The following is a 26,667-nucleotide window of genomic DNA, read 5'->3' as shown; positions in this document are numbered from 1 at the left end:
CATTAACGGACAGTAAGACCCCCACCTCAAGATTCAGAGAAAGGCGAAGAAGATAGGCGGGGGATGAAGCCCCCTACTGATGGTTATCACTTTATATTTCGTTCGCTCTCAGATTAATCAATACCTTCTTATTTCCTACTTGAACTTGTTCTGCATTTTGTAATGATTCATTAAATAGTAATTGTTTCATGAGTAAATTTTCTTGTAGTAATGCCTTATACTTCGTTATTACATACTGTAATTCTTCGTCACCATTAACTTCAATGTCTACCCGCAAATTCACTGGTAAATTCAATTGTTTTCGATATTCCTGCACAGCACGAATAAATTCTCGTGCCATTCCCTCCTGCAGCAATTCATCCGTTACATTCGTATCCATCATGACAGTATATAATCCGTTCGTAGCATCAGCAAATCCTGCTTTCGGCACTTTTTCAACAAACACATCGTCTAATGTTACTGTGACAACTTCTCCAGACAACAATTGACATGCTCCCTTTTCATCCTTTATAAACACTTTTACTTCTTCACTAGATAAATTTTGCAGCCACTTACTTACCGTATTGATTTGCTTTCCGAATTTAGGTCCTGCTTGTTTAAAGTTTAGTTTTAACCGATATGACATATAACCCGCTTCGCTATGTTCAACTGTAACTTCTTTCACATTAAGTTCATCCATTACAATCTCTTTATAGGAATCCCAATCCATTTCTTGCTTCGTATACTCAAATACAACGAGTTTTGCTAATGGCTGTTTTACTTTTAATGTATGTTGATTGCGAATGCTACGTCCGAGCTCCACTACTTGTAAAACAGCTGCCATCTCTTTTTCAAGCTGTGCATGAATTAACGTTTCATCAAATACTGGATAATCTGTTAAATGAACGCTGCTCCCTTCTAAATTTAAATGAATATCCTCTGCTAAAAATGGTGTAAACGGTGCAAGCAGCTTACTAATTGTCACAAGTACTTCATGTAGCGTATCATATGCCGCTGCTTTTTCAGCACTCATACCTGATGCCCAAAAACGACTGCGGGAACGTCTTACATACCAATTGCTTACTTCTTCAACTAATAATGCTATTTCACGAGCTGCTGTTGTAAATTGATAATCTTCTAAAGCCACGCTCACTTTTTGAATCGTACTATGCAATCTTGATAATACCCATTCATCCAATTTTGTTTTCTTTGTACTATATTCCTGTTTTGGATTGTATCCATCTAAATCCGCGTACAATACATAAAAACTATATACATTTAACAACGTATCTACTAGCTTCGACTTTGCTTCTTGTACAGTTCGTTCTGAAAATCGCTTCGGATTCCACGGAGCACTATCTACAAGAAGGGCCCACCGCAACGCATCCGCTCCAAATTTCTCTACTAAATCTACTGGGTCTAACGCATTCCCTTTACTTTTTGACATCTTTTGTCCATTTTCATCTAACACATGTCCAAGTGATAACACACGCTTATATGGTGCTCTGCCAGTGTACAGTGTAGACACCGCAAGTAAGCTATAAAACCATCCGCGCGTCTGATCAATTCCTTCAGCAATAACATCCGCTGGAAATTGTTCTTCAAATAACTCCTTATTTTCAAATGGATAATGATACTGTGCAAATGGCATCGAACCGCTATCAAACCAAACATCAATAACTTCCGGCGTCCGCTTCATCGTTTCGCCGCATTTAGAACATTTTACTTTTACTTCATCCACATATGGCTTATGCAGTTCAATTTTTTCATCTACAGCGTCAGTTGCATAACGTCTTAGCCCTTCAATGCTTTTCGGTGCAAATTGATGATGACAAGCTTCGCATTCCCACACATTAAGCGGCGTTCCCCAATACCTGTTTCGGCTAATATTCCAATCAACCATATTTTCTAAAAAATTACCGAACCGTCCATGTTGAATATGCTCTGGGTGCCATGTTACTTCATTATTATTTTGTAAAAAGTTCTCTTTTAAAGTAGTCGTTCGAATGAACCAACTTTCATTTGCATAATAAAGTAGCGGTGAATCACAGCGCCAACAATGCGGATAACTATGCTCATATTTCTCTTTATGATAAAGAAGACCATGCTCAGCTAAATAGCGAACAATATCAACATCACACTCTTTTACAAATTTCCCTTGTAAAAAAGGAACGTCAGATGTGTATTCTCCTTTCTCGTTTACAACATTCACAAATGATAAACCATGTTCTTGGACAACTTTATAATCATCTTCCCCGTAAGCAGGCGCGATATGCACAATCCCTGTACCGCTATGTGCAGTGACAAAATCAGCACTCACAATACAATGACCATTTGCAACTTCCGCAAACTGAAATGGCGGCACATAAGAAAGCCCTATTAATTCACTTCCCTTGTGAACAGATAACATTTTATACTCTTGCTGCAGTACATCTTTCGCTAACTCTTTCGCAACAATATAAACATTTTCTCCCTGCTGCGCTCGGACATATTCCATCTCTGGATGAACCGCTAATGCTACATTAGCCGGAAGCGTCCACGGAGTTGTTGTCCATCCGAGAACATACTCGTTTTCTCGACCTGCAATCTGGAATTTAACTGTTGCACTTAAATCCTTCACTGTTTTATATCCTTGCGCGACTTCATGCGAGCTTAATGATGTTTGGCAGCTTGGGCAATAAGGAGAAACGCGGTGCCCTTTATATAGCAACCCTTTTTCATGAATTGTTCCAAGAATATGCCAAACGCTTTCGATATAAGAATTACCTAGCGTGATATACGGCGCATCCATGTCAACCCAATAGCCAATACTCTCTGTAAACTCACGCCACTGCTTTTCATACGTAAATACACTCTCTTTACACTTTGCAAGAAATGCTTCGACACCGTACTTTTCAATATCATGTTTACCAGAAATACCAAGCTGTTTTTCAACTCCTAATTCCACCGGTAATCCATGTGTATCCCATCCGGCTTTGCGCAGCACTTTATATCCTGTCATCGTTTTATACCTTGCGACCAAGTCCTTAATTGTCCGTCCTAGCGCATGACCGACATGCGGAAGACCATTCGCAGTTGGCGGTCCTTCATAAAAAACGAAAGATTGTGCACCTTCACGATTTCGAATCGATTGCATAAAGGTATCCTGTTCATTCCATTGCTTACGAATTCGCGCTTCTCTCCTTACAGCTAATTCTTTCACATCTACCTTCTTCATCTACAATCACTCCTTATGAAATAATTAAAAGTACACAAAAAACCCGTCCCTATCATTAGGGACGGGTTTACCCGCGCTACCACCCTACTTCTATTGATTAACCGTTCAATCAATAGCACTCAGCAACGTACAATCATACGCGTTCCTTGTAACGGTAGACAACCGTTCGAACTTACTATGTTCAGTTCGACTCCTCGGAGATGATTTTCAAATATAAACCGAACACCGGCTTTCAGCAAAGCACCGGCTCTCTGGGGAACAGCGATATATTTTACCCTTTCTCGTCATCAGATTTGTATACTTTTATTAACAGTTATTTTATTCCAACGCAACGCTAATTGTCAATTAATTTAGAAAAAACTATCTGAATTCTATTTATGCCTTTAATGTTTACCTTTACTACACTTTTTTATTCTAAACATATATCAGAATGCTTAATGAATATCAGAAGCTGGCATGGTTAAGCTATTGAAAGACCCACAGATGTTTTATCGTATGGGAAGCTATTAAGTCAATTATATCTAAAATATTAGGATTGAAAAAGAAGAGGTGGTGTTTTTTATGTCAGATTTTTCAGAATCAATCGAGTATGAAACAGGTACGTCGATTCAAACTTTCAACATTATTGAAACGAATGCTACTGCTGATGGATATGAAGTTCTATTGGATATTGATTTAGACAGTGGTTACGAATTAGAAAAAGTAAAAATGAAAATTACCTTTGAAGAATTAGCAGGATACGAAACAACTGATATTCATGAAGGAGTAAAATACGCTTTAGGATTTTTTTCATGAATGATCGCACCGACATAAAAACCTTCAGTGTACTGAAGGTTTTTATGTAAAACTTAACATTGTCGTTTTAAACAAACAGGTTTCCCATTTTGTAAGTTTTAAACCGGCTTTATCGAACGCTTGAAACAGTATATTGTAGTTTATTCTTTTAAAATTTTTGTTGTTAGTTATACACTCTAGTAATTTGTCTTTACCAATGTACATGTAAAACATCCGATATTCCTCCTGCAAAGTTTTATACAACCAAAGCTGCTTCATTGACCTTTTTACCCTCATAGCCTGACGTTGTTTCTTATCAAGATAACTTATATATCTTTTCTTTACTTTCGTATGCATGGATGAAACTCGTATACATTGCCGTTTGATACGAAAATATATATCTATAACATCAAGATTGCCTGCTTCTTTTTGCTTAAGTACACTTAAAGCATCTTGATTTGCTAATTGTTTTATCTCTTCCGCTGTAAAAAACAATGACGCTTCCCTTTTCACTGCGTTTGTACAATCTGCAGAGTGAAATAAATTAAATATCCCATTCAATGCCCCAAACGTGCATCGTATGGTTCCTTTCTTTGCTTTTTCGGGCTTGAAGTTTCCCTTCCACGTTTTTTCAATCAGCTCGGAAACTGATTTATACGGCGATTGTGGTGTCCCTTGAACCAACACACATAAACTTTCTCCTAAGTTCAAGAATTCGGATTCTAATTCCCACCACCACTCAGCATAATCCTTATTTTCATCCCAATATAAACGCCGGCATAAATGTGGTGTAATCGTCACATATTTGCAGGCAAGAATTTGAAACCCTTTTCTCTCTAAAAATGACAGGATTTCTCGTTCTAAATGTAAGTATACCGCATCTGGTTTGCATATTATGAACCCTAAGTTGTCCCAATTCAATATCTATATCCCCCTTCTAACATATGTAATACTATATGGCAGAAAAGGAAAGTTGCTTATGCGAACATAATAATGATTATGTTCATAATGGAAACGAATATTAGTATGATGCTTTTAATTTCTATTTAGCTAATCTTCTCTCAATTACTTAAATGAAAAAAGTACTACCTGTTAAAGGTGATACTCATTTTTTCATGATAAAGTAAAACTTCCATCAGTAGGGAGTTTCTTCATCCTCCATTGATGGAAAGCCCGCCCAGTCAGGCACATGCCAGCAGTTATCCCCCACCTATCTTCTTAGTTCTCTCTGCATCTTGATGTGGGGGTCTTACTGCCCGTTAATGCGGGATAAAAATAAAGTTTTATATATTTTAATATATCCTTACCGCATTTATTTTCTATATTTTTGTTGAACAATATGATAGTCTACAAATTTATTCTCAATTTTTCCAATAACACTCGCTTTATATGACATATGTCATATACAACACTTTGTAAATACTGTAATTTATAAAAGTGTTGTATAGCATAATAAGTATTTTATATAAAACTAGATTGGTATTGTACTTGTTATGACATTTTGTAACAAAATGCTATAGGACATCATATATGTACGTTAATAAAGCTTTTTTTATAAAAAAGTTTATATGTGATAACTAGAAAAACGAACTATATTTGGAGGATTATTATGAAGTACGAGATTATAATATTTGATGCAGATGAGACTTTATTTGATTTTAAAAAATCTGAAAAAGATGCTCTTAAAAATACTATGCTTGCATTTAATATAGAATATGATGAAAATCATCATTTGAAAGTATACAAGGATATAAATACAGCTATATGGAAAGAGCTTGAGGATGGACTTATTACTCAGAAAAAATTAAATGTTGAAAGATTTAAACGGTTATCAAATAAATTAAATGCTGAATTTGATGAAGTTGAATTTGCACAATTATATATAAAACATTTATCTAATGCATCTTTTTTATATAACGAGAGTATGGACCTTGTAAAAAGCCTGCATAAAGATTATATACTTACTATAATTACTAACGGTCTTAAGGATGTTCAGGATAATAGAATTAGAAAATCTATTATCGCAAAATACTTTGAAAATATAGTAGTCTCTGAGGATGTTAAGGTATCGAAGCCAGATTCTAAAATATTTGAACACGCTTTAAACAATATAAAGCATACTGACAAGAGTAAAGTATTGATGGTAGGAGATAGCTTAACTTCTGATATACAAGGCGGGATCAATTTTGGTATAGATACGTGCTGGTTTAATCCTAAAAAAATTGTAAATGCATCAGGATTAAAACCTACTTATGAGATTTCAAATTTGATGGAGCTTAAAAGTATACTTAAAAAATAAATAAAAAAGAGAAAGCAATTGATGAACACTCAAGTCCTTTCTCTTTTACATCTTCTACATCTCCTCAGGCGCTTCCATCCCAAGCAAACGTAAACCTTCTTTTAATACAATTTCCACCGCATATACGAGCGCAAATCTACTTTCCTTCTCTGCATTTTCTTCTAAAATACGAACGTTACCATAATATTTGTTAAACGCCTGCGCCACGTCTAATAAATACTTTGCAATATGCGATGGCTCGTATCTGATAAAAGCTGTTTCAATTACTTGCGGAAAGCGATTTAACAGTTTTATCACTGTCCAGCTTATATCATCAGTTAACTGTAATTCTTGTTTCTCAATATCGATATCGCTTTTTTTCAATAATGAACAAGTACGTGCATGTGTGTATTGTACGTATGGTCCTGTTTCTCCTTCAAATTTCAGCATATTTCCAAGCGAAAATTCGATGTTATGCATGCGTTCATTTTTCAAATCATGGAAAATAATCGCACCAACGCCGACCTGTCTCGCAACTTCATCTTTCTTCTTTAAGTTGGGATTTTTTTCTTCAATATTTTGCTTCGCTAGCGTGATTGCTTCTTCTAACACCTCTTCTAGTAAAACAACTTTCCCTTTACGGGTAGACATTTTCTTACCATCTTTTAAAATAAGTCCGAACGGAACGTGAGACATACCTTCTACCCACTCAAATCCTAATTTCTTTAATACAGTGAAGAATTGTGAAAAATGTAAGCTTTGTTCTTCCCCAACGACATATAATGCTTTATTAAATTCATACGTATTTTGGCGATATAATGCAGCTGTTAAATCACGCGTTGCATAAAGAGTGGCACCATCTGACTTTTTAATTAAACATGGCGGCATTCCTTCTGCCTCTAAATTTACAACTTGTGCCCCGTCAGATTCTTCTAGTAAGTGATGTTCTTCTAGAAGCGAAACAAGATCATCCATTTTATCATTATAGAATGCCTCGCCTTGGAAATTTGAAAATTCTACGCCAAGCAGTTCGTAAATACGAGAGAACTCTTTTAAAGATTCGTGACGGAACCAGTTCCATAAATATACGGCTTCTTCATCACCATCTTCTAATTTTTTAAACCAAGCACGCCCTTCCTCTTCTAACTCGGGGTATTCTTTTACTTCTTCATGAAAACGTACATATAACTTAAATAGCTCACGAATTGGATCTTCTCTTACAAGCTCTTCATCGCCCCATTTTTTATAAGCAGTAATGAGTTTTCCAAACTGGGTTCCCCAGTCACCAACGTAGTTAATACCGACAACTTCGTAACCACATTTTTCACATATATGCTTTAATGCATTTCCGATCATTGTGGAACGTAAATGTCCCATCGAAAACGGCTTAGCGATATTGGGAGAAGAATAATCAATCACAACTGTTTTCTCTTGTCCAAAGTGCAGATTTCCGTATCCTTCCTTTTCATCTAGTATCGTATTCAGTACTTCATTACTTACAGTTTGACGATTAAAAAATACATTTATATACGGCCCAACCGCTTCTACTTTTGCAAAGAAGGAATCAGATAATTTGTCTGCTAACTCCATTGCGATCGCCGCTGGTGCTTTTTTGTATTGTTTTGCTAATGTAAAACAAGGAAAAGCAGCATCTCCAAACTCATCTTGCTTTGGCGTTTCAATTAAAGCGGCAATTTGTTTTAATGATAAACCTGGTTCTAATACTTCGAATACATGATTTGCAAGCTTCATTTTATATTCCATCAGTTTCTTCCTCCTTTTTTGCTCATAAAAAAACTCGCCTCTTTTCGAAAAAAGAGACGAGTTTACACCCGTGGTACCACCCTTGTTGTTCATACTGAACCACTTTCCCGTTTATAACGAGGTTGGGGATCCCCGGCTTACTCTACTATACCGTTCAAGCAGCATCTCCGAAGTGCGCTTCATTATTTTCTCTGCGCTAGGCTTTCACCATCCCTAGCTCGCTATCGCTTCTGAAAATAATTACTCTCTTCATCCAAGATTTTCTATACAATTTATTATAGTCCATTATACATATTATCTGACAATTAGCAAGTTTCAATTACACCAAAATGAAATTTAGAGCTTTTTCGTTTATATACAAAAAAGTTATGTTTTTTAAAACGCGTACTACGAAAATGGTCTTTTAAAACAACACGTTTTCTTGCTACACGCTTAGCCTCTTCAATTGTTTCATCCGTAATATCATTGTACAGCGCAAAATGTTTTAAACCGCGTATACCGTCTGATTCTAATACTGTTTCTTCAAACATTGGGTCTAAATACACAACATCATAACAATTCTCTGCACATTGTTGTAAAAAAGCTAAATGCTCCGTATGATTCACTGTAATTCGTTGCATTGCTTCATTTATTTCTGTCACACCGGCATTCCATTGCTTAAGACCTTTCTCAATCAAATATGCCATATAGCGGTTGCCTTCTAACCCAGTGACTTGTCCTGCTTCTCCTACGGCATAACTTGCAACGATGCTATCAGATGCCATACCTAGTGTGCAATCCAATACTTCCATCCCTTCTTCTAGCTGCGCAGCTTGCAGAAATGGATCATGTTCACCGCGCATTAATCGCTTCACGCGAAACATCGCTGAATTTGGATGAAAAAAGAACGATTCTTCCGTTCCTTGCGGAAAAATCGCTAAACGATTTTTCCCAGTAACAAGTGCATCTTGTTTATATTGATCATGTAATTCATAAATAGGACGGTCATTTCTCGCAAAAAAAGAACATTGTAAATCTGCTGCTATTTTTTCAGCATATGCGGTCATTTCTTTATTTGTTCGCCCTGCTGTCGTTACAATCATTCTGCCACCTCATTACAAAGAAAAAGGGAGAAAATCTCTCCCTTTTTAGCAATGCTTTTCAAAAGCTTGTTCTAAGTTATTAATAATTTCATCCATTGTTGCACCTTCAATTTCATGACGGTGAATAAAGTGAACTACTTCTTTACCTTTTAATAGTGCCATAGATGGTGAAGATGGCGGGATATCATCAAAGTAAGAACGCATCATCGCTGTCGCTTCTTTATCTTGACCTGCAAATACAGTTACAAGATTGTCAGGTTGCTTCTCAGAACGTACAACCGCTTGACCAGCTGATGGACGCGCTAAGCCTGCCGCACAACCACAAACAGAGTTCACAACAACTAATGTTGTCCCCTCTGCATTTTCCATATATTCTTGCACATTTTCTGCTGTTGTTAATTCTTTAAATCCCGAGCGTACTAATTCTTGGCGCATTGGAATTACCATTTGACGCATGTATTCTTCGTATGCATTTGTCATGTTACTAATCTCTCCTTCAACTTTCATTCCAGATTTATCATATCACGCTCTCATAATAGACGCAAAAGAAACATAATGACTTTCTTATTTTTTCCTCGGAAGTTCGCAAACCCCATTTTTACAATGTCCAACGGGGACAATTTCCCTTTTTGTCGCAATATAATCATATAAAAAATGACCAAAACCGAAAAGAATCGATAATTTAATAAAAGGTACGATTGCCCAGTATGCAGGAATTGTTTTCGCTAAAACATCTACACTTTTAATGCCTTTATACCAACGACTATCTTTATAAATATACAGCTGTTTCTCCATATTTTGCTGTATCTCTTCTGATAAGCAATATCGCTGAACAATTTCTTCTTCGCGAAAAGAGACAAATTTGATTTCCCCCTTTTTATCTAGTTCTTTCGTTCGATTTGCAACCTTTGTACACATCGGGCACCAGCTATCATAAAAAACAAACATGGCTATTATTCTCCTTTTCGATACTCCGTCATTTGCTTCCAAACAGAACCTTTCGCTTCTTCTCCGCCTTCAATACGTTCAAGTGCTAAGCGAGCTTGCATCGCTACCTCAAATTCTGGATCTTCCTGTGCTACGCGAAGTGCCGGAACTGCACTTTCATCACCAATTTCAAATAAGAACATTGCCGCACGCCAGCGCACAAGTTTACTTGGATCTTTTAACGCTTTAATCATCACAAACATTGCTGCTGGGTCACCGATATCTGATAGGCAGTCACCTGCTGTACGGCGTACGCTGACTGATTTATCAAGTAATGCTTTATATAGTAAAGGTAATACGGCATCACCTTTTACCATTCCTAAATAAGCTGTTGCTAAGCGGCGAATTGATACTTTTTCATCTTCTAACGCTTTCTTCAGTACAGGAATATCTTCTTCTGTTGGATCCATTTGTTCAAGTGCCGCATAACGTTTTGTCCAATCAGAATCATTCATCATTTCCTCTGTTACTTTATATGGCTGACGTTTTGTAATCGTTACTTCTTTTGCTCCTGCTTGCTGTAATAATTCTTGTACAATTGTTTCTACGCGCTCAGCTGGATATGCCGCAACAATCTCTTCCACAACTTCTTTCCCGATATCTTCAAAGTCACCGTAGCGTGTACTTTGCTCAACCCACTTACGTTCTTTTACAACATTTGGCGCAGACATCTGCACTTTCATAATTGCTTCTTTAAAACGATCTGGTAATCCAACTCGTTCCTCTGTTGTACCATCTGTTAACTTCACTTGCATAGGAATAGTAAAGAACATTTGAATAAATACTTTTACTTCCCCAAAATGCGCATTAGATTCTTGTTCACTCTCCGTTGCTACTTCTTCCCCAAATACAGCACGTACTTGTTGTAAAATATGTTTCCAGTCATATTTTGCATTACGCTCTACTGCTAAAAAATCCGCAACATGATACACGCCTTTTATACCATCAATTTGTAAAATTTGCTGCACTCTTTCTGGAGCTTCTCCCATATTAGTACGTGTATAGTTATTACGTGCTCCTGACGGTAACACTTCATTTAAAATAACCTTCATTGTATTTGGACTTGGTGTCGGTTCAATCCCTTTAATTTTCACGAATAGTGTCTCTCCTTTATTGCTGTTCTTAGCTGTATTGTAACATGTTCTGAAATGAGACTCCTACTGAGGTGCTTGCTCTTTTTTCTTCTCTAAAAAAGTAATTCTTTCAATAACAACTTCTGTCTTATATATTCTTTTTCCACTCTCATTATTGTATTGACTCGTATGAATATGTCCGGTTATACCAACAAGTGCTCCTTTTTTGCAGTACATCGTTACATTTTCCGCTGATTTTCGCCAAATCATGCAGTTAATGAAATCAGCTTGCTGCTCCCCTAAACTGTTACGAAATCCTCTATTTACTGCCACACAAAGACGCGCATAAGCAATCCCTTGCTTTGTATAATATAATTCTGGATCTTTTGTTAATCTACCGATTAATACAACTCGATTCATCATACGATTTGTTTCACCTCTTCTTTTTTCTTTATTGTAGAAAAAACGAAGAGTGCCGTAAAAAACGTAAAAAGATATTTTTGTATAAAAAAACTCATTTTTGTCTTTATAAAACACCAAAAAGAAATCCTGCATGATACAATCATGCAGGATTTCTTTACTTTAATCATTTAATTCATCAATATCGATAGAAAAGCTCTCTTCTCATTTCTACACATTATAATTATGTAAACGTCTGTACACTAACATAGAGTTAGTATAGACATATGGGCTCAACTTAGCTAAGTCCTTATAATAGATTTCAAAGAGGAAATGTCCGGATGGCAAACAAGAAGTTTCATGAAGAGTTTTAAAAAAATGAAATGGTAAAAGATGAATGTAATGTATTTACTAACTCTTTAATATTATTTATTCTCTGTTGATACTAATGTTAAGTGACCTATTAACTTGTTTTTGTTAACCTCTGTTATCACATGGTGATTAAATCTAACAATTGTTTCCACGACGTAAGCATAATGAATTCCCGCTGTCACCTATAACACTACCCTATTCTCTCAGTTTTACTAAGCTGTAATTCTTTTTACCTTTACGGATAATAATAAATCTTCCATCAAATGAATTTTCTACCGTAACATCTGTATTTACATCTGTTACTTTGTCTCCATTCATCAAAATAGCTCCATTATTAATATCTTCCCTTGCTTGGCGTCTAGAAGGTTCAATTCCTAAATCTACTAACCACTCGACAATATTTTTTGTTTCCTTTGCAGCATGGAAAGTTGGCATATCTTTAAAGCCTTGTTCAATTTCATCCGCAGTTAACGCTTTAATATCCCCGCTAAATAATGCTTCTGTAATTTTTACTGCTTGTAGAAATGCATTTTCACCATGAACAAATTTCGTCATTTCTTCTGCTAACACTTTTTGCGCTTCACGTTTATGAGGTTCTGTTTGAACTTTAACCACTAATTCATCAATTCTATCTTTTGTTAAGAATGTGAAGAATTTTAAGTATTTAATCACATCGCGATCATCTGTGTTCACCCAGAACTGGTAGAATTCAAATGGTGTTGTCTTTTCAGGGTCTAACCAAATCGCTCCTCCTGCTGTTTTACCAAATTTCGTACCGTCTGATTTTAATAGTAATGGAATTGTTAATCCAAAGACTTTTGCATCTGGTCCTTCTTTTTTACGAATTAAGTCTAAACCGCTTGTAATATTTCCCCATTGGTCACTGCCGCCAATTTGCAGTTGTACGTCTTCTTCTTTGTATAAGTGATGGAAATCCATCGCTTGTAGAATTTGGTATGTGAATTCTGTAAATGAAATCCCTGTATCTAAACGACTTGCTACAATATCTTTTGCTAGCATATTATTTATACTAAAGTTTTTACCGTAATCACGTAAAAACTCAAGGATACTTACTTCATGTGTCCAATCGTAGTTATTTACCATTTTCACTTCGCTATTTCCGCCAAAGTCGAATAACTTTTGCATTTGCGCTGTTAACGCTTCAACATTATGCTGTACTTGTTCTAATGTTTGAAGTTGTCTTTCTGTTTGACGTCCACTTGGATCACCGATTGTTCCAGTAGCTCCTCCAATTAGAATTACTGGATGATGCCCTTCTAATTGGAAACGTTTCATCATCATAAATGGGATTAAGTGTCCAATATGCATACTATCACCCGTTGGATCTACCCCACAGTACAGGGAAATTTTTTTCTCTTCTACTAATTCACGTAACCCTTCTGCATCTGTTTGTTGGTTGATAGCATTACGCCATTCCAATTCGTCAATGATGTTCATGCTTTTCTAGCTCCTTTAATTTTTAAGAATTTACTCTTTTAGTTTGTCTAAAAACAAAAGTCCCTATGTCTAAAAAATACATAAGGACCATTCTTAATCGTATTACCACCCAGATTGTACCATTACTATTGCTCTCAGCAATAGTATCGATAGCTACTGTGCTTCCTCAACGTATATCGTATACTGCATCTTAAACAGATGTCTCATCATTACTTTTCTTTTCCACATTGTAAATGATTTCAAGCTTTTCTTGAATTGCGCTTTCAATCTTACTAGCGTATTCATCGAATACATCTTTATCATGAGCGTACGGAGATAATGCACAAGCTCGTAGTATTGTTACTTTTCTTTCCTTATCCCATTCTCCTTCACTAAATCCAAGACTTTTCACATATGGAAGTGGGCTGTTTCCATAGTCAGGGATAGCAAAATCTGTATGAGAAGTGATAAATTCATTGTGATATATATTCCCTTTAACGTAAGAAGCTTCACCAAAGAAATCATGATTTAATTTGTTCATTTTTGCTAAATCTGTGTTTCCTTCTTCATTAAACACATAGTCAACCATATTAAAGTCAGGTTTTGTTAATGGATAAACTTTAATCGTTTTATCCCCAACTTTAAATTGTTTATCCTGTAAAAAATGATAAAAACGGTAAGCTCCTTCAATACTTGCACCAAGTAATTTTCCATAACCAGTCACGTTTAATGGTAATACTTTATGGGCTGTCCAAACTGAGGCTGCAGTTGCCCCCGCTTTAGAACCTTCAAGCATATATGCACCAAGTAATGCAGGAATATCGGCTCCTTTTTCAAACACATATGTTGCAAAATAAGAAATGACATCCCGCATTCTAATATCTTTTACTACAATCCCACCAGCTGAGTAAGGGATATATCCCATTTTATGTGGATCAATCGTAATCGTTTCAGCGTGCATCATTGCTTTGAAAGAATGGTAAATATCTTCAGTCAGCCATTTATTTTTCTCATTGAAAATACCATATTTTTCATACACTTCATCAATTTTGTTATAATCAATAAATTCATTGTTTTCATCTAAGAAAATAGATCGAGCATACCCACCATAAGCAGCATCTATATGAATGTAAAAATAAATACCCTCTTTTGCTAATTTTTCACGTAGCTCAACAATTTTATCAATACGATCTACTTGTCCCTCCTCTGTTGTACCAATAACGCCTACCACACCAAGAATAGGTATTTTTTCTGCAGCCAATTCTCGGATTTTTTCTTCGAGTTTGCCAATGTCCATTCGATAGTTATGATCAACATCAATTGCTTCCACATTATCTAGGCCAATACCAATAATATCCGCTGATTTTAGCCAAGAATAGTGTTTGGTTTGTGGAATCAACCATTTACCTAGCTCTCGTAGATGTTGACCACTACGCGCAGAATGTGCTTTTATGTCATCAATTTTTTCAGGAATTTTTTCTATAATATCTAATATCTCTTCTGTAGTCATGTTTAATAATTCCCAATCTGATTTATTTTCCACTAATTGAGGAGCTACGTCTTTAACCGCTAAAGGAAGAGATTTCATGTTTCTTGCATACCAAAGGCCTTCTAGATTAGCAATCGAACCATCCGCACAAATATGCCCCCAACTCTCACCTTTTTTATAGCTCATAAGAGCAGCAAATTCATGTCCTACTTCTTCTTCCATTTGAGAAGTGGCAGGGGAAGATTCATATGCCACGTTATTCCCATTCCATAACATTGCAGCTGTATACCCAATAATAGCTGGCATTAATGTTTCGGAATTCATATGTCCCCAAAACCGCCCCGCCGAATGCCATGGTAATGAATTGGTACGAAGTTTTGATGATAATAAATCCATTACACTACGGATATGATCTGCAGTTTCTTCAAAACTTTGTGAACTTTTATCTTGCGGAGTAATTACTGGTAAATCTTGTGGTTGGTAATTTTGACGCCAACCTACATGTTCATCTACCATTTTGATTAACAGCTCTTTAAATAAGTCGGCATTTTCACCTTTATCACCTAAGAATAGTGCTTTTAAATTAATATCCGGAATTTTATAGTTCATTTTTCATTTCCTCCAAATTATCTCACATATTTTCCTAAGCAACTTCGATACAAAATACGTTATTATTTTTAGGTTTTACCGCACAAAAATTCACACATAAATTAATATTTGTCATCAAAAACAGGGTATAAAACAGGGTATAAAACATTGTTAGTCAAATAAGCTAACTCAAATTTAAGGAATACGTACCAAATATTTATGGGCTCTTTAGCTTGATTTCTTTAAATCCCCCGGTGGGTCGTTATCTTTTTTCCACTCTGGTTTTTTAAATTTGTTGATGATAAGTGCTATACCAATCATTACTACTGTAGCGGCCACTTGATAAATAACATATCCAGTATATTGACTTGGCTTTAAAATAGATGGCGGAATAATACTTACAATAATTGTGAAAACAATACTTATCATTGAAAGAATAGAGACCGTCCACATTAATCCATTCCCTTTACTTCCTAATCTAAATGGTCTATCAAGATCTGCCATCTTATAGCGCAAACGAACGGCTGAAATAGCGATTAAAACATACACAACACAATATAAAATCGTTGTTGTAATTGTTATAATTAAGAAGGCACTATTAACATCTGGAACTACTATATATAAGATAGATACTAACGAAATTACAATTGCTTGAATCATCACAAAAGTAATTGGAATATCTTTCTCTGTTCTCTTTTGGAAGAACTTCGGCAAATTCCCTTCCTCTGCCACTTTAATCATAGATTTACTTGGTCCAAGTACCCATGCACTTAGCTGCACTAATACACCAATTAAAATCATTAAAGAAATGATGTTAACAACGATAGATGGAATACCTAAATCTTTACAGAAAATCATATATGGCTGTGTAATATTGGCAAGCTCCAATTTACCTTTTGGTACCGCATTTGCAACTGTTAAACCAGCAATGATATTAAAAATTGCTAATAAAATAACAGAAGTGATAACAGCAATTGGATAGTTCCGTTTTGGATCGTCAATATTATTCGCATGTACAGACGAAATTTCTACTCCTGCAAAAATAAAGATAATTCCTGATAAATAAGTTAAACTTCCTAAGTCCTTAAAATTAGGAATAAGGTCACTCGGCTTAAAACCCCCTAAATAACTATTAGCTTGAATCCCGTTTTTAATCATATAAATGACACCTATAATAACAAGAATGACAAACGGAATGTACACACCAATAACAGCGCCCCAGTTACCCGCAACTTTTACCATATCAAACTTAAGGTTTAATAAAGTCACACTCCAGTATGAAATTAAGATTACGGCAAAAATAAAGTAGTTGTTTGAAGATAATGCTGGTTTATTAATAACGTAACCGAATAGAACACCAACAGTTGACGCAACCATTACCATCCCGAAAAACATTTGAACCCATAATAACCATGAGGTAACAAATCCCCATTTCTCACTTAAACCATTTTTCACCCAAACTTGAGGTCCGCCTTCCTCAGGGAAAGCCGTTGAAAGCTCAGCTGACATTAATGCAATAGGGAGAGCAAATGCAAACGCAGCTATCACCATATAGAAGATTTGGGTCCAACCAGTAATTGCAAGAGTCGGCACACTTCGTACCGTTCCAAAAAAAGCCATTGTAATACCAATCAACCCAAAAAGTGTTAATTTTTTTGTGTTAGCCATAAAAATTTCCTTCTTTCCCATATTCAATGTAATAATCTATAAAAGACATAGAATTCATCCTTTTTAAAATAGCCATATCACTTGATGGTTATGTAAGATAAGGATTTGGTGAATTTTAGTACAGAAAAAACGCTCGAGGATTTGCATAGAATTAAAATATGGAAATACAAAAAACTATTTAACCATTTTTAAGGGACGTTCTTATTTCAGAAAAATATTATTATATAGGCACACTCAAAAATCCGTTAAAGAAATAAATTTGAAAAGAGAGCTTTAAAATATTTTTTATTGTTTTCAGACTTGGCTGTTCATTCTTTAAATCATTAACATAGCTCGTAATCATCATTGTTATCAATGGACACTAAAAAAGATGGCCCCGGTACTATAACCGAGGCCATCTCTTAAGTATTTAGGTATTAAAAGACGTTTACTAAACTGTTCGTTTTAGTTTCTTGTTCTTTTTCGCTGTTTAGATAGTCTAAAAATTAAAGTCAAGTAGACTATAACTATGTACAGAGAATATTCATCATGCGATTTGCTTCACCTCTTCTTTTTTCTTTATTGTAGAAAAAACGAAGCATGTGGTAAAAAATATAAAAAGATATTTTTGCATAAGAAAAAATCATCTTTATCTCGATAAAACTTCAAAAAAGAAATCCTGCATGATACAATCATGCAGGATTTCACCATTTTAATCATTTTTTACAAAATAAGAAACGAAGCGTAAAATTTCTAGGTATAACCAAACTAATGTCATCATTAATCCTAATGCGCCGTACCACTCCATATACTTCGGAGCACCGCCGCGCGCACCGCCTTCAATGAAATCAAAGTCTAGCATCAAGTTTAACGCGGCAACAACAATCACAACTGCACTAACAATCATGCCAATTGTTCCACCTTGATGTAAGAATGGTACTGCCACGCCAAATAATTGTAGAACTAAAACGATTAAATACATAATCATAATCCCAAGCGTTGCTGCCATAACACCTGTACGGAACTTATCCGTTACTTTCACAGCACGCGTTGCATATAACACTAACATTGCTAGTAAAATAGAAATGGTTAGTAACACTGCATGTAAAATGATATAATCACCAAAACGTATTGTATACATAGCAGAAATACTTCCTAATACAATCCCTTCCACAGCTGCATAAATCGGTGCTGTAATTGGTGAAATACGCGGTACGAATGCCGAAGCAAGCGCTACAATCGCCGCTATAATTAAAGCACCAATTAATACTGGTGGTTGCATCTTATTTTCTATCATCTGCATGTATGCGTACACAGACGTTCCTAATAACAATATGAGCATAATAAACGTTTTACCAACTGTACCACCGATTGTCATCGCTGAAGTACTTACGCCCTCTTTCCGAAACGCCTCTTTCTTTAACATTGGATTAGATGTTCGCATGATTTCCCTCCTAAAATATTTTCTACCAATAGTGTAAATATTTTCCCTTTATTTTTCAACATATGCAGCTTGTTCTTATTTTAACCCTTCTACAATGTCAGATAGTTCACTCCAGCGCTCCATTGTTTGCTCTAATTCTTCTTCTGTTTGTTGCTGCTCTTCAGAAAGCTGCTGTGCTTTCGTATAATCAGCGCCAACTTTCTCTAATTCTGCTGCAATACTTTCAATTTTCGCTTCTAACTCTGCAATCTTATCTTCAATTGTTTCCCATTCACGCTGTTCATTATAGGAAAGTTTACGTTTTCTTTGCTGTTTTGGAGCCTCTTCTACTTTCTTTTCTTTCTGCACTTCTGCTTTTAACAGTGCTTCTTGTTCTTTTTTCTCATCTAAATAATCGCTATAACTACCAAAGAAGACGCGAACGTGACCGTTACCTTCAAAAACAAAAAGTTCTTCTGCGATTTTATCAAGGAAGTATCGATCATGCGATACGGTAATCACAACACCAGGAAACTCTTCTAAATAATCTTCAAGCACTGTTAATGTTTGCGTATCTAAATCGTTTGTCGGCTCATCTAGAAGCAGAACGTTCGGCTCTCCCATTAAAATGCGCAGTAAATACAGTCTTCTTCTTTCACCGCCTGACAATTTATTAAGCGGTGTACCATGCGTGTGCGGCTCAAACAAGAAGCGCTCTAGCATTTGCGAAGCACTAATTGTTTTTCCATCTGTCGTATGAATGACTTCAGCTGCTTCTTTAATATATTCAATCATACGCTGATTTAAGTTCATATCTTCATTTTCTTGCGTATAGTATGCGATTTTTACTGTTTGTCCTACTTCAATCTCACCACTGTCTGGTGTGATTTTCCCAGCTAGCATATTTAATAGAGAAGATTTCCCGCTGCCATTTGCACCGATAATACCGATACGATTCCCTGGTTTCACAATATATTGGAAATTATGAAGAACAGTTTTATTCCCGAATGTTTTTGTCACATCTTTTAATTCAAGTACTTTCTTTCCTAATCTACTACCGCCAAGTGCAATATCAACGTTTTGTTTTGCTGTTGGTCCTTCTTTCTTTTGCAGATCTTCAAAACGCTGAATACGTGCTTTTTGCTTCGTAGAACGAGCTTTTGCACCGCGGCGAATCCACGCAAGTTCACGGCGATATAAGTTTTGACGCTTTGCTTCCTGTGCAATTTCTTGTTCTTCTCGAAGTGCTTTCGCTTCTAAAAAGGCACCGTAATTTCCTTCATAGCTATATAACTTACCATTGTCTAATTCAAAAATACGGTTCGTTACACGATTTAAGAAATAACGATCATGCGTAACAAGTAAAACGGAACCTGTGTAACGTGATAAATATTCTTCTAGCCACTCTACTGTTTCATGATCCAGATGGTTCGTCGGCTCATCCAAAATTAATAAATCTGGTGTTTGAATAAAACATTGCGCCATCGCAACACGCTTTTTCTGTCCGCCTGATAAATTTCCTACTGCCGCAGAAAAATCAGTAATCCCAAGCTTTGTTAACAACGATTTTGCATTTGCATTTGCTTCCCAAGCATTCATTGCATCCATACGCTGCTGCACTGCAAATAATGCTTCCTGCGCTTTTTCATTTGTTGGATTTTTTTCTAAGTTTAATAATGTCTGCTCATACTCACGAAGAAGACGAATTAACGGTGTATCGCCATGGAACACTTGCTCAAGTACAGTTAAGTTTTCTTTAAAATCCGGTTGCTGTGATAAATAACTAATCGTATAACCACGTGTATGTGTCATTTCTCCCGTATCTGGAATTTCTACACCTGCAATAATTTTTAATAATGTTGATTTACCAGTTCCATTTACACCGATGATACCAGCACGCTGCCCTTCAGCAATACTAAAAGATAGACCATTAAATAACGGTTTCTCCCCATATGATTTGGATACATTTTCGACTGTTAACATTCTCATATTTGTGCATTCCACTCTTTCATAAATTGGTCAATAAATTGCTCCATATAGCGATGACGTTCTTCCGCCTCTTCTTTCGCTGCAGCTGTATTCATTAAATCTTTCAACTTTAACAGTTTTTCATAAAAATGATTCAACGATGGTTCATCACTTTTTCGATATTCTTCCTTCGTCATCACTTCACGCGGTGGAATTTTTGGATCATATATTAAACGTCCCTTTGCCCCTCCATAAGCAAATGTCCGGGCAATTCCAATTGCCCCAAGTGCATCAAGGCGATCAGCGTCTTGTACAATTTTTCCTTCTAACGTTGCCACAGTTCCACCGTGTCCACCTTTATAAGACATATTGGCAATAATATGAACAATATGATCTACATCCTCTTGTATAATCTCTAATTGTTCAAGCCAATCTGTTACTTTCTTCATACCAGCTTCTTCACTTTCATTTAACTTCTCATCTGCGACGTCGTGAAGCAAAGCTGCCATTTCAATAACAAAGCGCTGCCCACCTTCTTTTTCAGATAATGCAATCGCTAATTTATGCACACGCTCAATATGGTACCAGTCATGTCCGCTTGCATCTTTTTCTAGTATGTCTTTTACAAATGTAATCGTTTTTTCAATTTGTTCTTGTTTTTTCATAATATCTTCACCCAATTTATTATTGTAACACGCCCCCATTTTTTCATCACACATTTTCTCGTCCGCCCATACTATATGTTGTAACTAGTATCATGGAGGAGGAAAAAAAATGTTCTACAACCCGCAACAGCCCTATCCACACCAACCATACTATCAATCAAACTATGAGCCACAACCACACCAACAGTATTATTATGATTCACGTGTCCCTCAGCCCAGCCCTACAACGCCAACAGAGCCAACACAACAACAAATACAACAATATGTTTCACAATTTCAACACTTAAAACAACCTGTATTAAGCCTCGTAAAACCTTGGGTAGACTACGGTGTAAATGAAGCAAAACATACTTCCATAGCACACGCCATGACTGAAATTGCGGCGATCACGTACTTAATTGGCCGCGGTGTAAGCCCGACAGTTGCTCATTATATCGTTGAATCTTGGGAAAAAAATGAACAGTTTTAAAACTATTCATTTTGTAAAACATACAAACGATGAAAGTGCCAAGTGACCTTGTTTTACAGGGATTTTGGTGCTTTTTGTTTTTCTATAATCTATTTTATCACAAAAATCTTTTTCACATTTTTTGCATGTTGTTTATATTGTTCATGAACAAAATTCAATCCAAAAACCTAAAGAAAAAGCCTTTATATAGCGCAATTTAATATTTATAAAACTAGAACTTTAATTTTTTTCACATATTTTTAGAAAAACTGTACACTCTATCCATAAGCCGTTCGAACTAGCGGCTTCACTCTTCTTGCAATGAGTAAGCGATTAGTTATAACAGCTTACTCATTGTACCAAATGACAGGCAATTCATTTTTTCCTGACTCTTTTTAGATAAGATAGAACAATTTTTTACATACTTCTAAAAAACTACTTGTATCGAAAATCTCAATACCTTTCTAACAAACTCTCCTCCGTTAACCAAACGCTGTTATAACCGGCAAAATTTTAAGTTATCTGTTGTTTTTTGTATAATCCATTTCATTTTACCTACACTATCCAAGAGTCCTTTTAACAATATGAATCATTTGAGAATTACTTAACACTACTTGAATTATTTTCATTCTGACAGGATAAGCAGAAATGCTTGTCCTGTTTACAGTTCATGTATTTCCTCTACTTTTATCCACCTGAAATTTTATTTAGTATTAAAAGCTAACTTTTGTACATTATAAAAAATGTTCTTCACTACATGTGAATACAAAAGGAGGACTAAAAATGGACAAACGAACAGAAAAAAAAGTTGAGGCTATAGCACGTAAAGCGGCAGATTTAGAAGTAGCTGAAGAGTTAACTAATTTGAGAAATCAAATTCAGCATTTACAACAAGCTCTATCCCAAAAATCCCAAGCACAACAACAAATGCAACAGCCACAACAAGGATTACAACAGGCTAATCAATTAATGCAACAGCTTCAACAATTTAGCCAACAGTCTCAACAACAGATGCAACAAGCTGACCAACAATTACAGCAAACTATTCAACAAGCGATTCAAACTTTAAACCAAGGTCTTCAGTACCTTCAATCCAATCAAACATTAGGTCAAATGAACCAAGCAATTTCCCAGGCTCAACAACAAATCAAACAAATGGGTGGTCAACAAGGGCAAATGAGTAACCAGCAAGGCCAGCAAATGGGTGGCCAACAAGGGCAAATGGGCGGCCAACAAGGACAAATGGGTGGCCAACAAGCTCAAATGGGCGGCCAACAAGGACAAATGGGCGGCCAACAAGCTCAAATGAATAATCAGCAAGACAATTATTCAAACCAACAACAATTTCATTAAAAATACCCCGAATCAAACAAGAAAAAGCAAACTTACTATCTCTTATAAGATAGTAGGAAAAATCCAATTTCTTTTTATTAGCTATAATTAACTCAAAAATAACAATGTATATTCGTAAAAAGGAGTACTATCTACGGTACTCCTTTTTACGAATCTTCTATAACCAAACAAAGGTAACATAGTACTAACAGCTATAGAAAAAACCCGATGCCTTTTTTCAGGCACCGGGTTTTTTCATGATTCTTTATTCTTTCTTATCATCTTTAATCGCTGTTTTGATTGTTCCTGATTTCACTTTAGTCGCCGCATCTGAGAAACGTAACAAGTCACCTTGAATAATACTATCGGACATTTTCAATTCTGTCTGTGCCCGATTAATAAGTGCTTTTGCCTCTTGTTCTGGTACTTGAGCGACCTGACCAGTTAGACGATCGTAGAATGTGTTATTGTAATAAATATATTTGTCTGTAATAAAGCTTCCATCACGTTCTACAACGAACGGTTCTCGCTCTGGTGAAAATAAATCATGACCAAACTCAATATCATTAGAAGTATCAACTCCTAATAAGTGAAGAATCGTCGGTTTCACGTCTACTTCACCAGCAGGAGCAGTCATTGTTTTTCCTTCTGTTTGACCTGGAACATGAACAAATAATGGTGTACGTTGTAGCTGCATGTGATCATATGGAGTAATTTCATTTTTCCCTAAGTATTGTGCCATCGCACGATTATGGTTGTCTGAAATACCATAGTGATCACCGTAGAAAACGATAACTGAGTTGTCATATATTCCAGTGTCTTTTAAACGTTGAATAAATTCTTTTAAAGCTTCATCTTCATAGCGCGCTGTAACAAAATAGTTATCTAATGTTTCGTCGCCTGAATTAAATGGTTCAATCATTTTTATACTGTCATCATACGTAAATGGAAAATGGTTCGTTAATGTAAGAAAACGAGCATAGAACGGCTGATCAATCTTTTGTAACTTATCCACTGATTGATCAAAGAATTCTTTATCCTTCAATCCCCATCCTATTTTATTCTCTGGTGTAACGTTATAATCCAATTCATTATAGAAACGATCATATCCTAAGGATGGATACATCACATTACGATTCCAGAACGAAGCATTATTCGCATGGAATACAGCTGTATAATAGCCTTGTTCATGTAAAATTTCTGGAGTTGCCATATACTCATTACTAGCATTCGTAAAGAATACTGAACCACGATCTAACGGATATAATGAGTTATCAATCATAAACTCTGCATCCGATGTTTTCCCTTGTCCTGTCTGATGATAAAAGTTTTCGAAATAATAACTTTCTTTTTTAAATTGATTTAAGAAAGGTGTAACTTCTTGCCCATTTACTTTAGAATCAATTAAAAAGGACTGCGTTGATTCTAAAGAAACAACAATAACGTTCTTTCCTTTTGCCATACCATACATATTTGGATCAGGTTTTGTTTCCACTGTTTTCATATAATTCTCTGCTTCTTGAATTTTACTTCCATCAGCAAATACTTTTTGTGAGCTTGTCTTTACTTGCAATGCAAAATCATACATTTGATGGAAATATATCCCAAGGTTTTTCACAATCATAACGCGGTCAAATGAACGAGTTAATAATTCAGGACGTTCTTTTTCTGCTAAACCAAGGTTTACCATAAAAATAGCAATACTGATTAAAAAGTATAGTGACTTCATAGAGCCAGAAATACGCTCTGTTTTTGCAAATTTAGGTTTCTTTTTAGCAAGGTAAAATAAAAAGATAATATCTGCAAACATTAATAAAAACTTAATGTCTAACAAAGCTTTTATACTAGATCCTAATCCGTCCATATTCGACGTTTGCGTTAACACTGGAAGTGTAACAAAATCATTATAAAAACCATAAAACATTACATTACCAATGAGGATAATGGTCATAATAATGTCGATAATGATAGCTATATAATTCCTTTTTGGTCCCTTCGCAAATAATGCAAGCCCAATTAACACCAAAGAAGATGCTAACGGACTAATAAAAAGAATAAATTCCTGCATAGCAGAATCTATCTTCAAATCAAAACTAAATCGCGTAACAATATATGTTTTTAACCATATCAAAATAACGGTTAACAAAATAAAGCGCATATTTTGAAATTGTTTGTTTAACGCTTCCTTCATCTCTCTCTCCCTTTCTGACTAGAACATTTGTTGAATGAACACATAGAATATCTCTTCATGTATTTATGGCTTTTTTCTCACCGAGACATTGTATCGAATACTTTTGTATTTCGTGTGAACTTTTTCTTTTTTTTTATTAAATTAATATACAAAAAAGAAGCTCTTCTATTAGAGCCTCTATTTTACCATAATTCCTTCAATTTTCCCTTCTAACTGTTAACATCCTTATGGAAAATTGCTATGAACATTTAAAACGAATGGTTTATCATTTAATTTATTCTTTGTTTCTTGCGCCTTCGGTGTTTCTGCATGTCAGTTTTTCTTTGCTTCTATTTTTTCCGTTGCTTTTTCGGCTTTATCTAAAGATTCTCCAATCTCCTTCTGCTTTTCTCTTACTTGATCAACACTATCTACCGCATTAATGGCTTTATCAATACCTTTCTCATCTATTTCCTTTCTCTTTTCATCTCTCGCTTTTTCTTTTTTCTCTATATCTTTTGCCTTCTGCAACATTTCTTCAGCATTTGATTTTACAGCTTTTTCAAGTGTAGCATCTTTTTTCATATATATTACTTGATTCGCATTTTCAATTGTTTGTTTATAATCTCCATCTTTTAATGCAGTGGCACCCTGTTCCATCCATTTTGCAACTTTCATATAAGTTTTTGTTTCAGCTGTAGACTTTTCTTGATTGGCTTTTTCAAACCACATAATTGCATCACTATACTTCTCATCTTTTAATGCTTTCATGCCTGCTTCAACGTGTGCATCATAATTACTCGTACTGCAACCAGCTAACATCATAAATAAACATCCTATACTAAAAATAAATTTTCTCAAACTATTTCCCCCTACATCCTTATACTACTATATTATTTTCGAATGCTCCTATTATCAATGAAAATTCTTCTCTGTTATCTATGTTTTAAAAGGTAGCTAACAAAAAAAGAGGCTCTTCTATATCGGCCTCTTTTCTCTATATTTCCTTTTCGATCTCCATTTCTAGCTGTTCTGGTTTCGTCTTAGGTGCAAAACGCTTCACTACCTCGCCGTCACGCCCCACTAAAAATTTCGTAAAATTCCACTTTACCGCTTTCATCCCTAATAGCCCTGGCGCTTGCTCTGTTAAATAGTGAAATAACGGATGCGTGTTATTCCCTTTTACATCTATTTTTGCGAACATCGGAAACGTCACACCATAATTTAGTTCACAAAAACTCGTAATTTCATCTTCTGTTCCTGGCTCTTGACCTCCAAATTGATTGCATGGAAATCCGAGTATTTCAAAACCTTGTTCCTTATATTTTTCATACAAAGCTTGCAAGCCTTTATATTGTGGTGTAAAACCACATTTACTGGCAACATTCACAATTAATACTACTTTTCCTTCATAATCACGTAATGACTTTTCTTCTCCTGTTATTGTTTTTGCAGAAAAATCATAAATTGTCATGTCCTTTTCACTCCTATCATGTAACTCTTGCTTTCATCATAAGACGCTTTTTCTTTATTGTCTAATGTGAACGCTTTATTTTTGTTCAAAAATTTGTCACA

20 protein-coding genes, 1 pseudogene and 2 other annotated features are annotated in these 26,667 nt (G+C 35.5%); of the genes and pseudogenes, 4 read left to right on the top strand and 17 right to left on the bottom strand.

What is annotated here, in order from left to right:
* Window positions 1-91: 91 nt before the first annotated feature.
* A complete protein-coding gene (ileS, locus tag NKR74_RS09635) occupies window positions 92-3,196 on the bottom strand; it encodes an isoleucine--tRNA ligase (RefSeq protein ID WP_253629376.1) in 3,105 nt (1,034 codons plus the stop codon).
* 54 nt (window positions 3,197-3,250) lie between these two features.
* Window positions 3,251-3,493: a binding site (T-box leader), on the bottom strand.
* 264 nt (window positions 3,494-3,757) lie between these two features.
* On the opposite strand from ileS, the gene NKR74_RS09630 reads away from it, so the two are divergent.
* Window positions 3,758-3,991: a hypothetical protein gene (locus tag NKR74_RS09630; RefSeq protein WP_098311086.1), complete on the top strand. Its 234-nt coding sequence runs from the start codon at window positions 3,758-3,760 to the stop codon at window positions 3,989-3,991.
* Window positions 3,992-4,033: 42 nt separating this feature from the next.
* Here the strand turns inward: NKR74_RS09630 and NKR74_RS09625 are convergent, their stop codons facing one another.
* Window positions 4,034-4,891 (bottom strand): nucleoside-diphosphate kinase, encoded by an 858-nt coding sequence (locus tag NKR74_RS09625; RefSeq protein ID WP_253629375.1) that lies wholly within the window; start codon window positions 4,889-4,891, stop codon window positions 4,034-4,036.
* A 688-nt stretch (window positions 4,892-5,579) separates the two neighbouring features.
* Between NKR74_RS09625 and NKR74_RS09620 the strand changes: the two genes are divergently transcribed.
* The gene (locus NKR74_RS09620) at window positions 5,580-6,269 is read left to right on the top strand and encodes a YjjG family noncanonical pyrimidine nucleotidase (protein WP_253629374.1); all 690 of its coding nucleotides are present in this window, start codon (window positions 5,580-5,582) and stop codon (window positions 6,267-6,269) included.
* Window positions 6,270-6,323: 54 nt separating this feature from the next.
* Here the strand turns inward: NKR74_RS09620 and argS are convergent, their stop codons facing one another.
* From argS to NKR74_RS09560, 12 genes are all read right to left on the bottom strand, one after another.
* On the bottom strand, window positions 6,324-8,012 hold the full coding sequence (gene argS / locus NKR74_RS09615) for an arginine--tRNA ligase (protein ID WP_253629373.1): 1,689 nt from the start codon (window positions 8,010-8,012) through the stop codon (window positions 6,324-6,326).
* A gap of 49 nt (window positions 8,013-8,061) precedes the next feature.
* Window positions 8,062-8,277, bottom strand: a binding site (T-box leader).
* A gap of 40 nt (window positions 8,278-8,317) precedes the next feature.
* Window positions 8,318-9,094, bottom strand: a complete 777-nt coding sequence (locus NKR74_RS09610; RefSeq protein WP_253629372.1) for a class I SAM-dependent methyltransferase — start codon at window positions 9,092-9,094, stop codon at window positions 8,318-8,320.
* A 45-nt stretch (window positions 9,095-9,139) separates the two neighbouring features.
* Window positions 9,140-9,574, bottom strand: coding sequence for a BrxA/BrxB family bacilliredoxin (locus tag NKR74_RS09605; protein ID WP_098311091.1), 435 nt, complete (start codon window positions 9,572-9,574; stop codon window positions 9,140-9,142).
* An 84-nt stretch (window positions 9,575-9,658) separates the two neighbouring features.
* Window positions 9,659-10,042, bottom strand: a complete 384-nt coding sequence (locus NKR74_RS09600; RefSeq protein WP_253629371.1) for a thiol-disulfide oxidoreductase DCC family protein — start codon at window positions 10,040-10,042, stop codon at window positions 9,659-9,661.
* 5 nt (window positions 10,043-10,047) lie between these two features.
* Window positions 10,048-11,175 carry a conserved virulence factor C family protein gene (locus tag NKR74_RS09595; RefSeq protein ID WP_253629370.1) on the bottom strand — a complete coding sequence of 376 codons (1,128 nt, stop codon included), beginning with the start codon at window positions 11,173-11,175 and terminating at the stop codon, window positions 10,048-10,050.
* Window positions 11,176-11,238: 63 nt separating this feature from the next.
* Complete coding sequence (locus tag NKR74_RS09590; protein ID WP_098311095.1) at window positions 11,239-11,577, bottom strand: single-stranded DNA-binding protein; 339 nt, start codon at window positions 11,575-11,577, stop codon at window positions 11,239-11,241.
* A 543-nt stretch (window positions 11,578-12,120) separates the two neighbouring features.
* The gene (gene tyrS / locus NKR74_RS09585; RefSeq protein ID WP_253629369.1) at window positions 12,121-13,383 is read right to left on the bottom strand and encodes a tyrosine--tRNA ligase; all 1,263 of its coding nucleotides are present in this window, start codon (window positions 13,381-13,383) and stop codon (window positions 12,121-12,123) included.
* Window positions 13,384-13,573: 190 nt separating this feature from the next.
* On the bottom strand, window positions 13,574-15,460 hold the full coding sequence (gene tdc, locus NKR74_RS09580; protein WP_253629368.1) for a tyrosine decarboxylase: 1,887 nt from the start codon (window positions 15,458-15,460) through the stop codon (window positions 13,574-13,576).
* A 207-nt stretch (window positions 15,461-15,667) separates the two neighbouring features.
* On the bottom strand, window positions 15,668-17,107 hold the full coding sequence (gene tyrP / locus NKR74_RS09575; protein ID WP_253629367.1) for a tyrosine-tyramine antiporter: 1,440 nt from the start codon (window positions 17,105-17,107) through the stop codon (window positions 15,668-15,670).
* Between the two features lie 691 nt (window positions 17,108-17,798).
* Window positions 17,799-18,530 carry a Bax inhibitor-1/YccA family protein gene (locus NKR74_RS09570; protein ID WP_098310820.1) on the bottom strand — a complete coding sequence of 244 codons (732 nt, stop codon included), beginning with the start codon at window positions 18,528-18,530 and terminating at the stop codon, window positions 17,799-17,801.
* Between the two features lie 75 nt (window positions 18,531-18,605).
* On the bottom strand, window positions 18,606-20,498 hold the full coding sequence (locus tag NKR74_RS09565) for an ABC-F family ATP-binding cassette domain-containing protein (RefSeq protein WP_253629366.1): 1,893 nt from the start codon (window positions 20,496-20,498) through the stop codon (window positions 18,606-18,608).
* Window positions 20,495-21,142 (bottom strand): HD domain-containing protein, encoded by a 648-nt coding sequence (locus tag NKR74_RS09560; RefSeq protein ID WP_253629365.1) that lies wholly within the window; start codon window positions 21,140-21,142, stop codon window positions 20,495-20,497. Before NKR74_RS09560 ends, NKR74_RS09565 begins: the two co-directional genes overlap by 4 nt.
* 124 nt (window positions 21,143-21,266) lie before the next feature.
* Between NKR74_RS09560 and NKR74_RS09555 the strand changes: the two are divergent.
* Window positions 21,267-21,611, top strand: a pseudogene (locus tag NKR74_RS09555) (hypothetical protein); the annotation flags it as partial.
* 762 nt (window positions 21,612-22,373) lie between these two features.
* The gene (locus NKR74_RS09550; RefSeq protein ID WP_253629364.1) at window positions 22,374-22,943 is read left to right on the top strand and encodes a hypothetical protein; all 570 of its coding nucleotides are present in this window, start codon (window positions 22,374-22,376) and stop codon (window positions 22,941-22,943) included.
* Window positions 22,944-23,187: 244 nt separating this feature from the next.
* On the opposite strand, the gene NKR74_RS09545 is transcribed toward NKR74_RS09550, so the two are convergent.
* The 3 genes from NKR74_RS09545 to NKR74_RS09535 form a co-directional block, all read right to left on the bottom strand.
* Window positions 23,188-25,113 (bottom strand): LTA synthase family protein, encoded by a 1,926-nt coding sequence (locus NKR74_RS09545; protein ID WP_098310823.1) that lies wholly within the window; start codon window positions 25,111-25,113, stop codon window positions 23,188-23,190.
* A gap of 312 nt (window positions 25,114-25,425) precedes the next feature.
* The gene (locus NKR74_RS09540) at window positions 25,426-25,917 is read right to left on the bottom strand and encodes a hypothetical protein (RefSeq protein WP_253631120.1); all 492 of its coding nucleotides are present in this window, start codon (window positions 25,915-25,917) and stop codon (window positions 25,426-25,428) included.
* 172 nt (window positions 25,918-26,089) lie between these two features.
* On the bottom strand, window positions 26,090-26,566 hold the full coding sequence (locus NKR74_RS09535) for a glutathione peroxidase (RefSeq protein WP_098310824.1): 477 nt from the start codon (window positions 26,564-26,566) through the stop codon (window positions 26,090-26,092).
* Window positions 26,567-26,667: the final 101 nt, after the last annotated feature.

It is taken from the genome of Bacillus sp. 3103sda1 (assembly GCF_024159135.1).
Classification (GTDB): Bacteria; Bacillota; Bacilli; order Bacillales; family Bacillaceae_G; genus Bacillus_A; species Bacillus_A rhizoplanae.
This window is presented reverse-complemented; position numbering and strand designations above follow the sequence as displayed.

Coding starts and splice junctions, on each gene's coding strand:
- ileS (WP_253629376.1), bottom strand. CDS start 3,196: ATGAAGAAGGTAGATGTGAAAGAATTAGCTGTAAGGAGAGAAGCGCGA.
- NKR74_RS09630 (WP_098311086.1), top strand. CDS start 3,758: ATGTCAGATTTTTCAGAATCAATCGAGTATGAAACAGGTACGTCGATT.
- NKR74_RS09620 (WP_253629374.1), top strand. CDS start 5,580: ATGAAGTACGAGATTATAATATTTGATGCAGATGAGACTTTATTTGAT.
- argS (WP_253629373.1), bottom strand. CDS start 8,012: ATGGAATATAAAATGAAGCTTGCAAATCATGTATTCGAAGTATTAGAA.
- NKR74_RS09610 (WP_253629372.1), bottom strand. CDS start 9,094: ATGATTGTAACGACAGCAGGGCGAACAAATAAAGAAATGACCGCATAT.
- NKR74_RS09605 (WP_098311091.1), bottom strand. CDS start 9,574: ATGACAAATGCATACGAAGAATACATGCGTCAAATGGTAATTCCAATG.
- NKR74_RS09600 (WP_253629371.1), bottom strand. CDS start 10,042: ATGTTTGTTTTTTATGATAGCTGGTGCCCGATGTGTACAAAGGTTGCA.
- NKR74_RS09590 (WP_098311095.1), bottom strand. CDS start 11,577: ATGATGAATCGAGTTGTATTAATCGGTAGATTAACAAAAGATCCAGAA.
- tyrS (WP_253629369.1), bottom strand. CDS start 13,383: ATGAACATCATTGACGAATTGGAATGGCGTAATGCTATCAACCAACAA.
- tdc (WP_253629368.1), bottom strand. CDS start 15,460: ATGAACTATAAAATTCCGGATATTAATTTAAAAGCACTATTCTTAGGT.
- tyrP (WP_253629367.1), bottom strand. CDS start 17,107: ATGGCTAACACAAAAAAATTAACACTTTTTGGGTTGATTGGTATTACA.
- NKR74_RS09570 (WP_098310820.1), bottom strand. CDS start 18,530: ATGCGAACATCTAATCCAATGTTAAAGAAAGAGGCGTTTCGGAAAGAG.
- NKR74_RS09565 (WP_253629366.1), bottom strand. CDS start 20,498: ATGAGAATGTTAACAGTCGAAAATGTATCCAAATCATATGGGGAGAAA.
- NKR74_RS09560 (WP_253629365.1), bottom strand. CDS start 21,142: ATGAAAAAACAAGAACAAATTGAAAAAACGATTACATTTGTAAAAGAC.
- NKR74_RS09550 (WP_253629364.1), top strand. CDS start 22,374: ATGGACAAACGAACAGAAAAAAAAGTTGAGGCTATAGCACGTAAAGCG.
- NKR74_RS09545 (WP_098310823.1), bottom strand. CDS start 25,113: ATGAAGGAAGCGTTAAACAAACAATTTCAAAATATGCGCTTTATTTTG.
- NKR74_RS09540 (WP_253631120.1), bottom strand. CDS start 25,917: ATGATGTTAGCTGGTTGCAGTACGAGTAATTATGATGCACACGTTGAA.
- NKR74_RS09535 (WP_098310824.1), bottom strand. CDS start 26,566: ATGACAATTTATGATTTTTCTGCAAAAACAATAACAGGAGAAGAAAAG.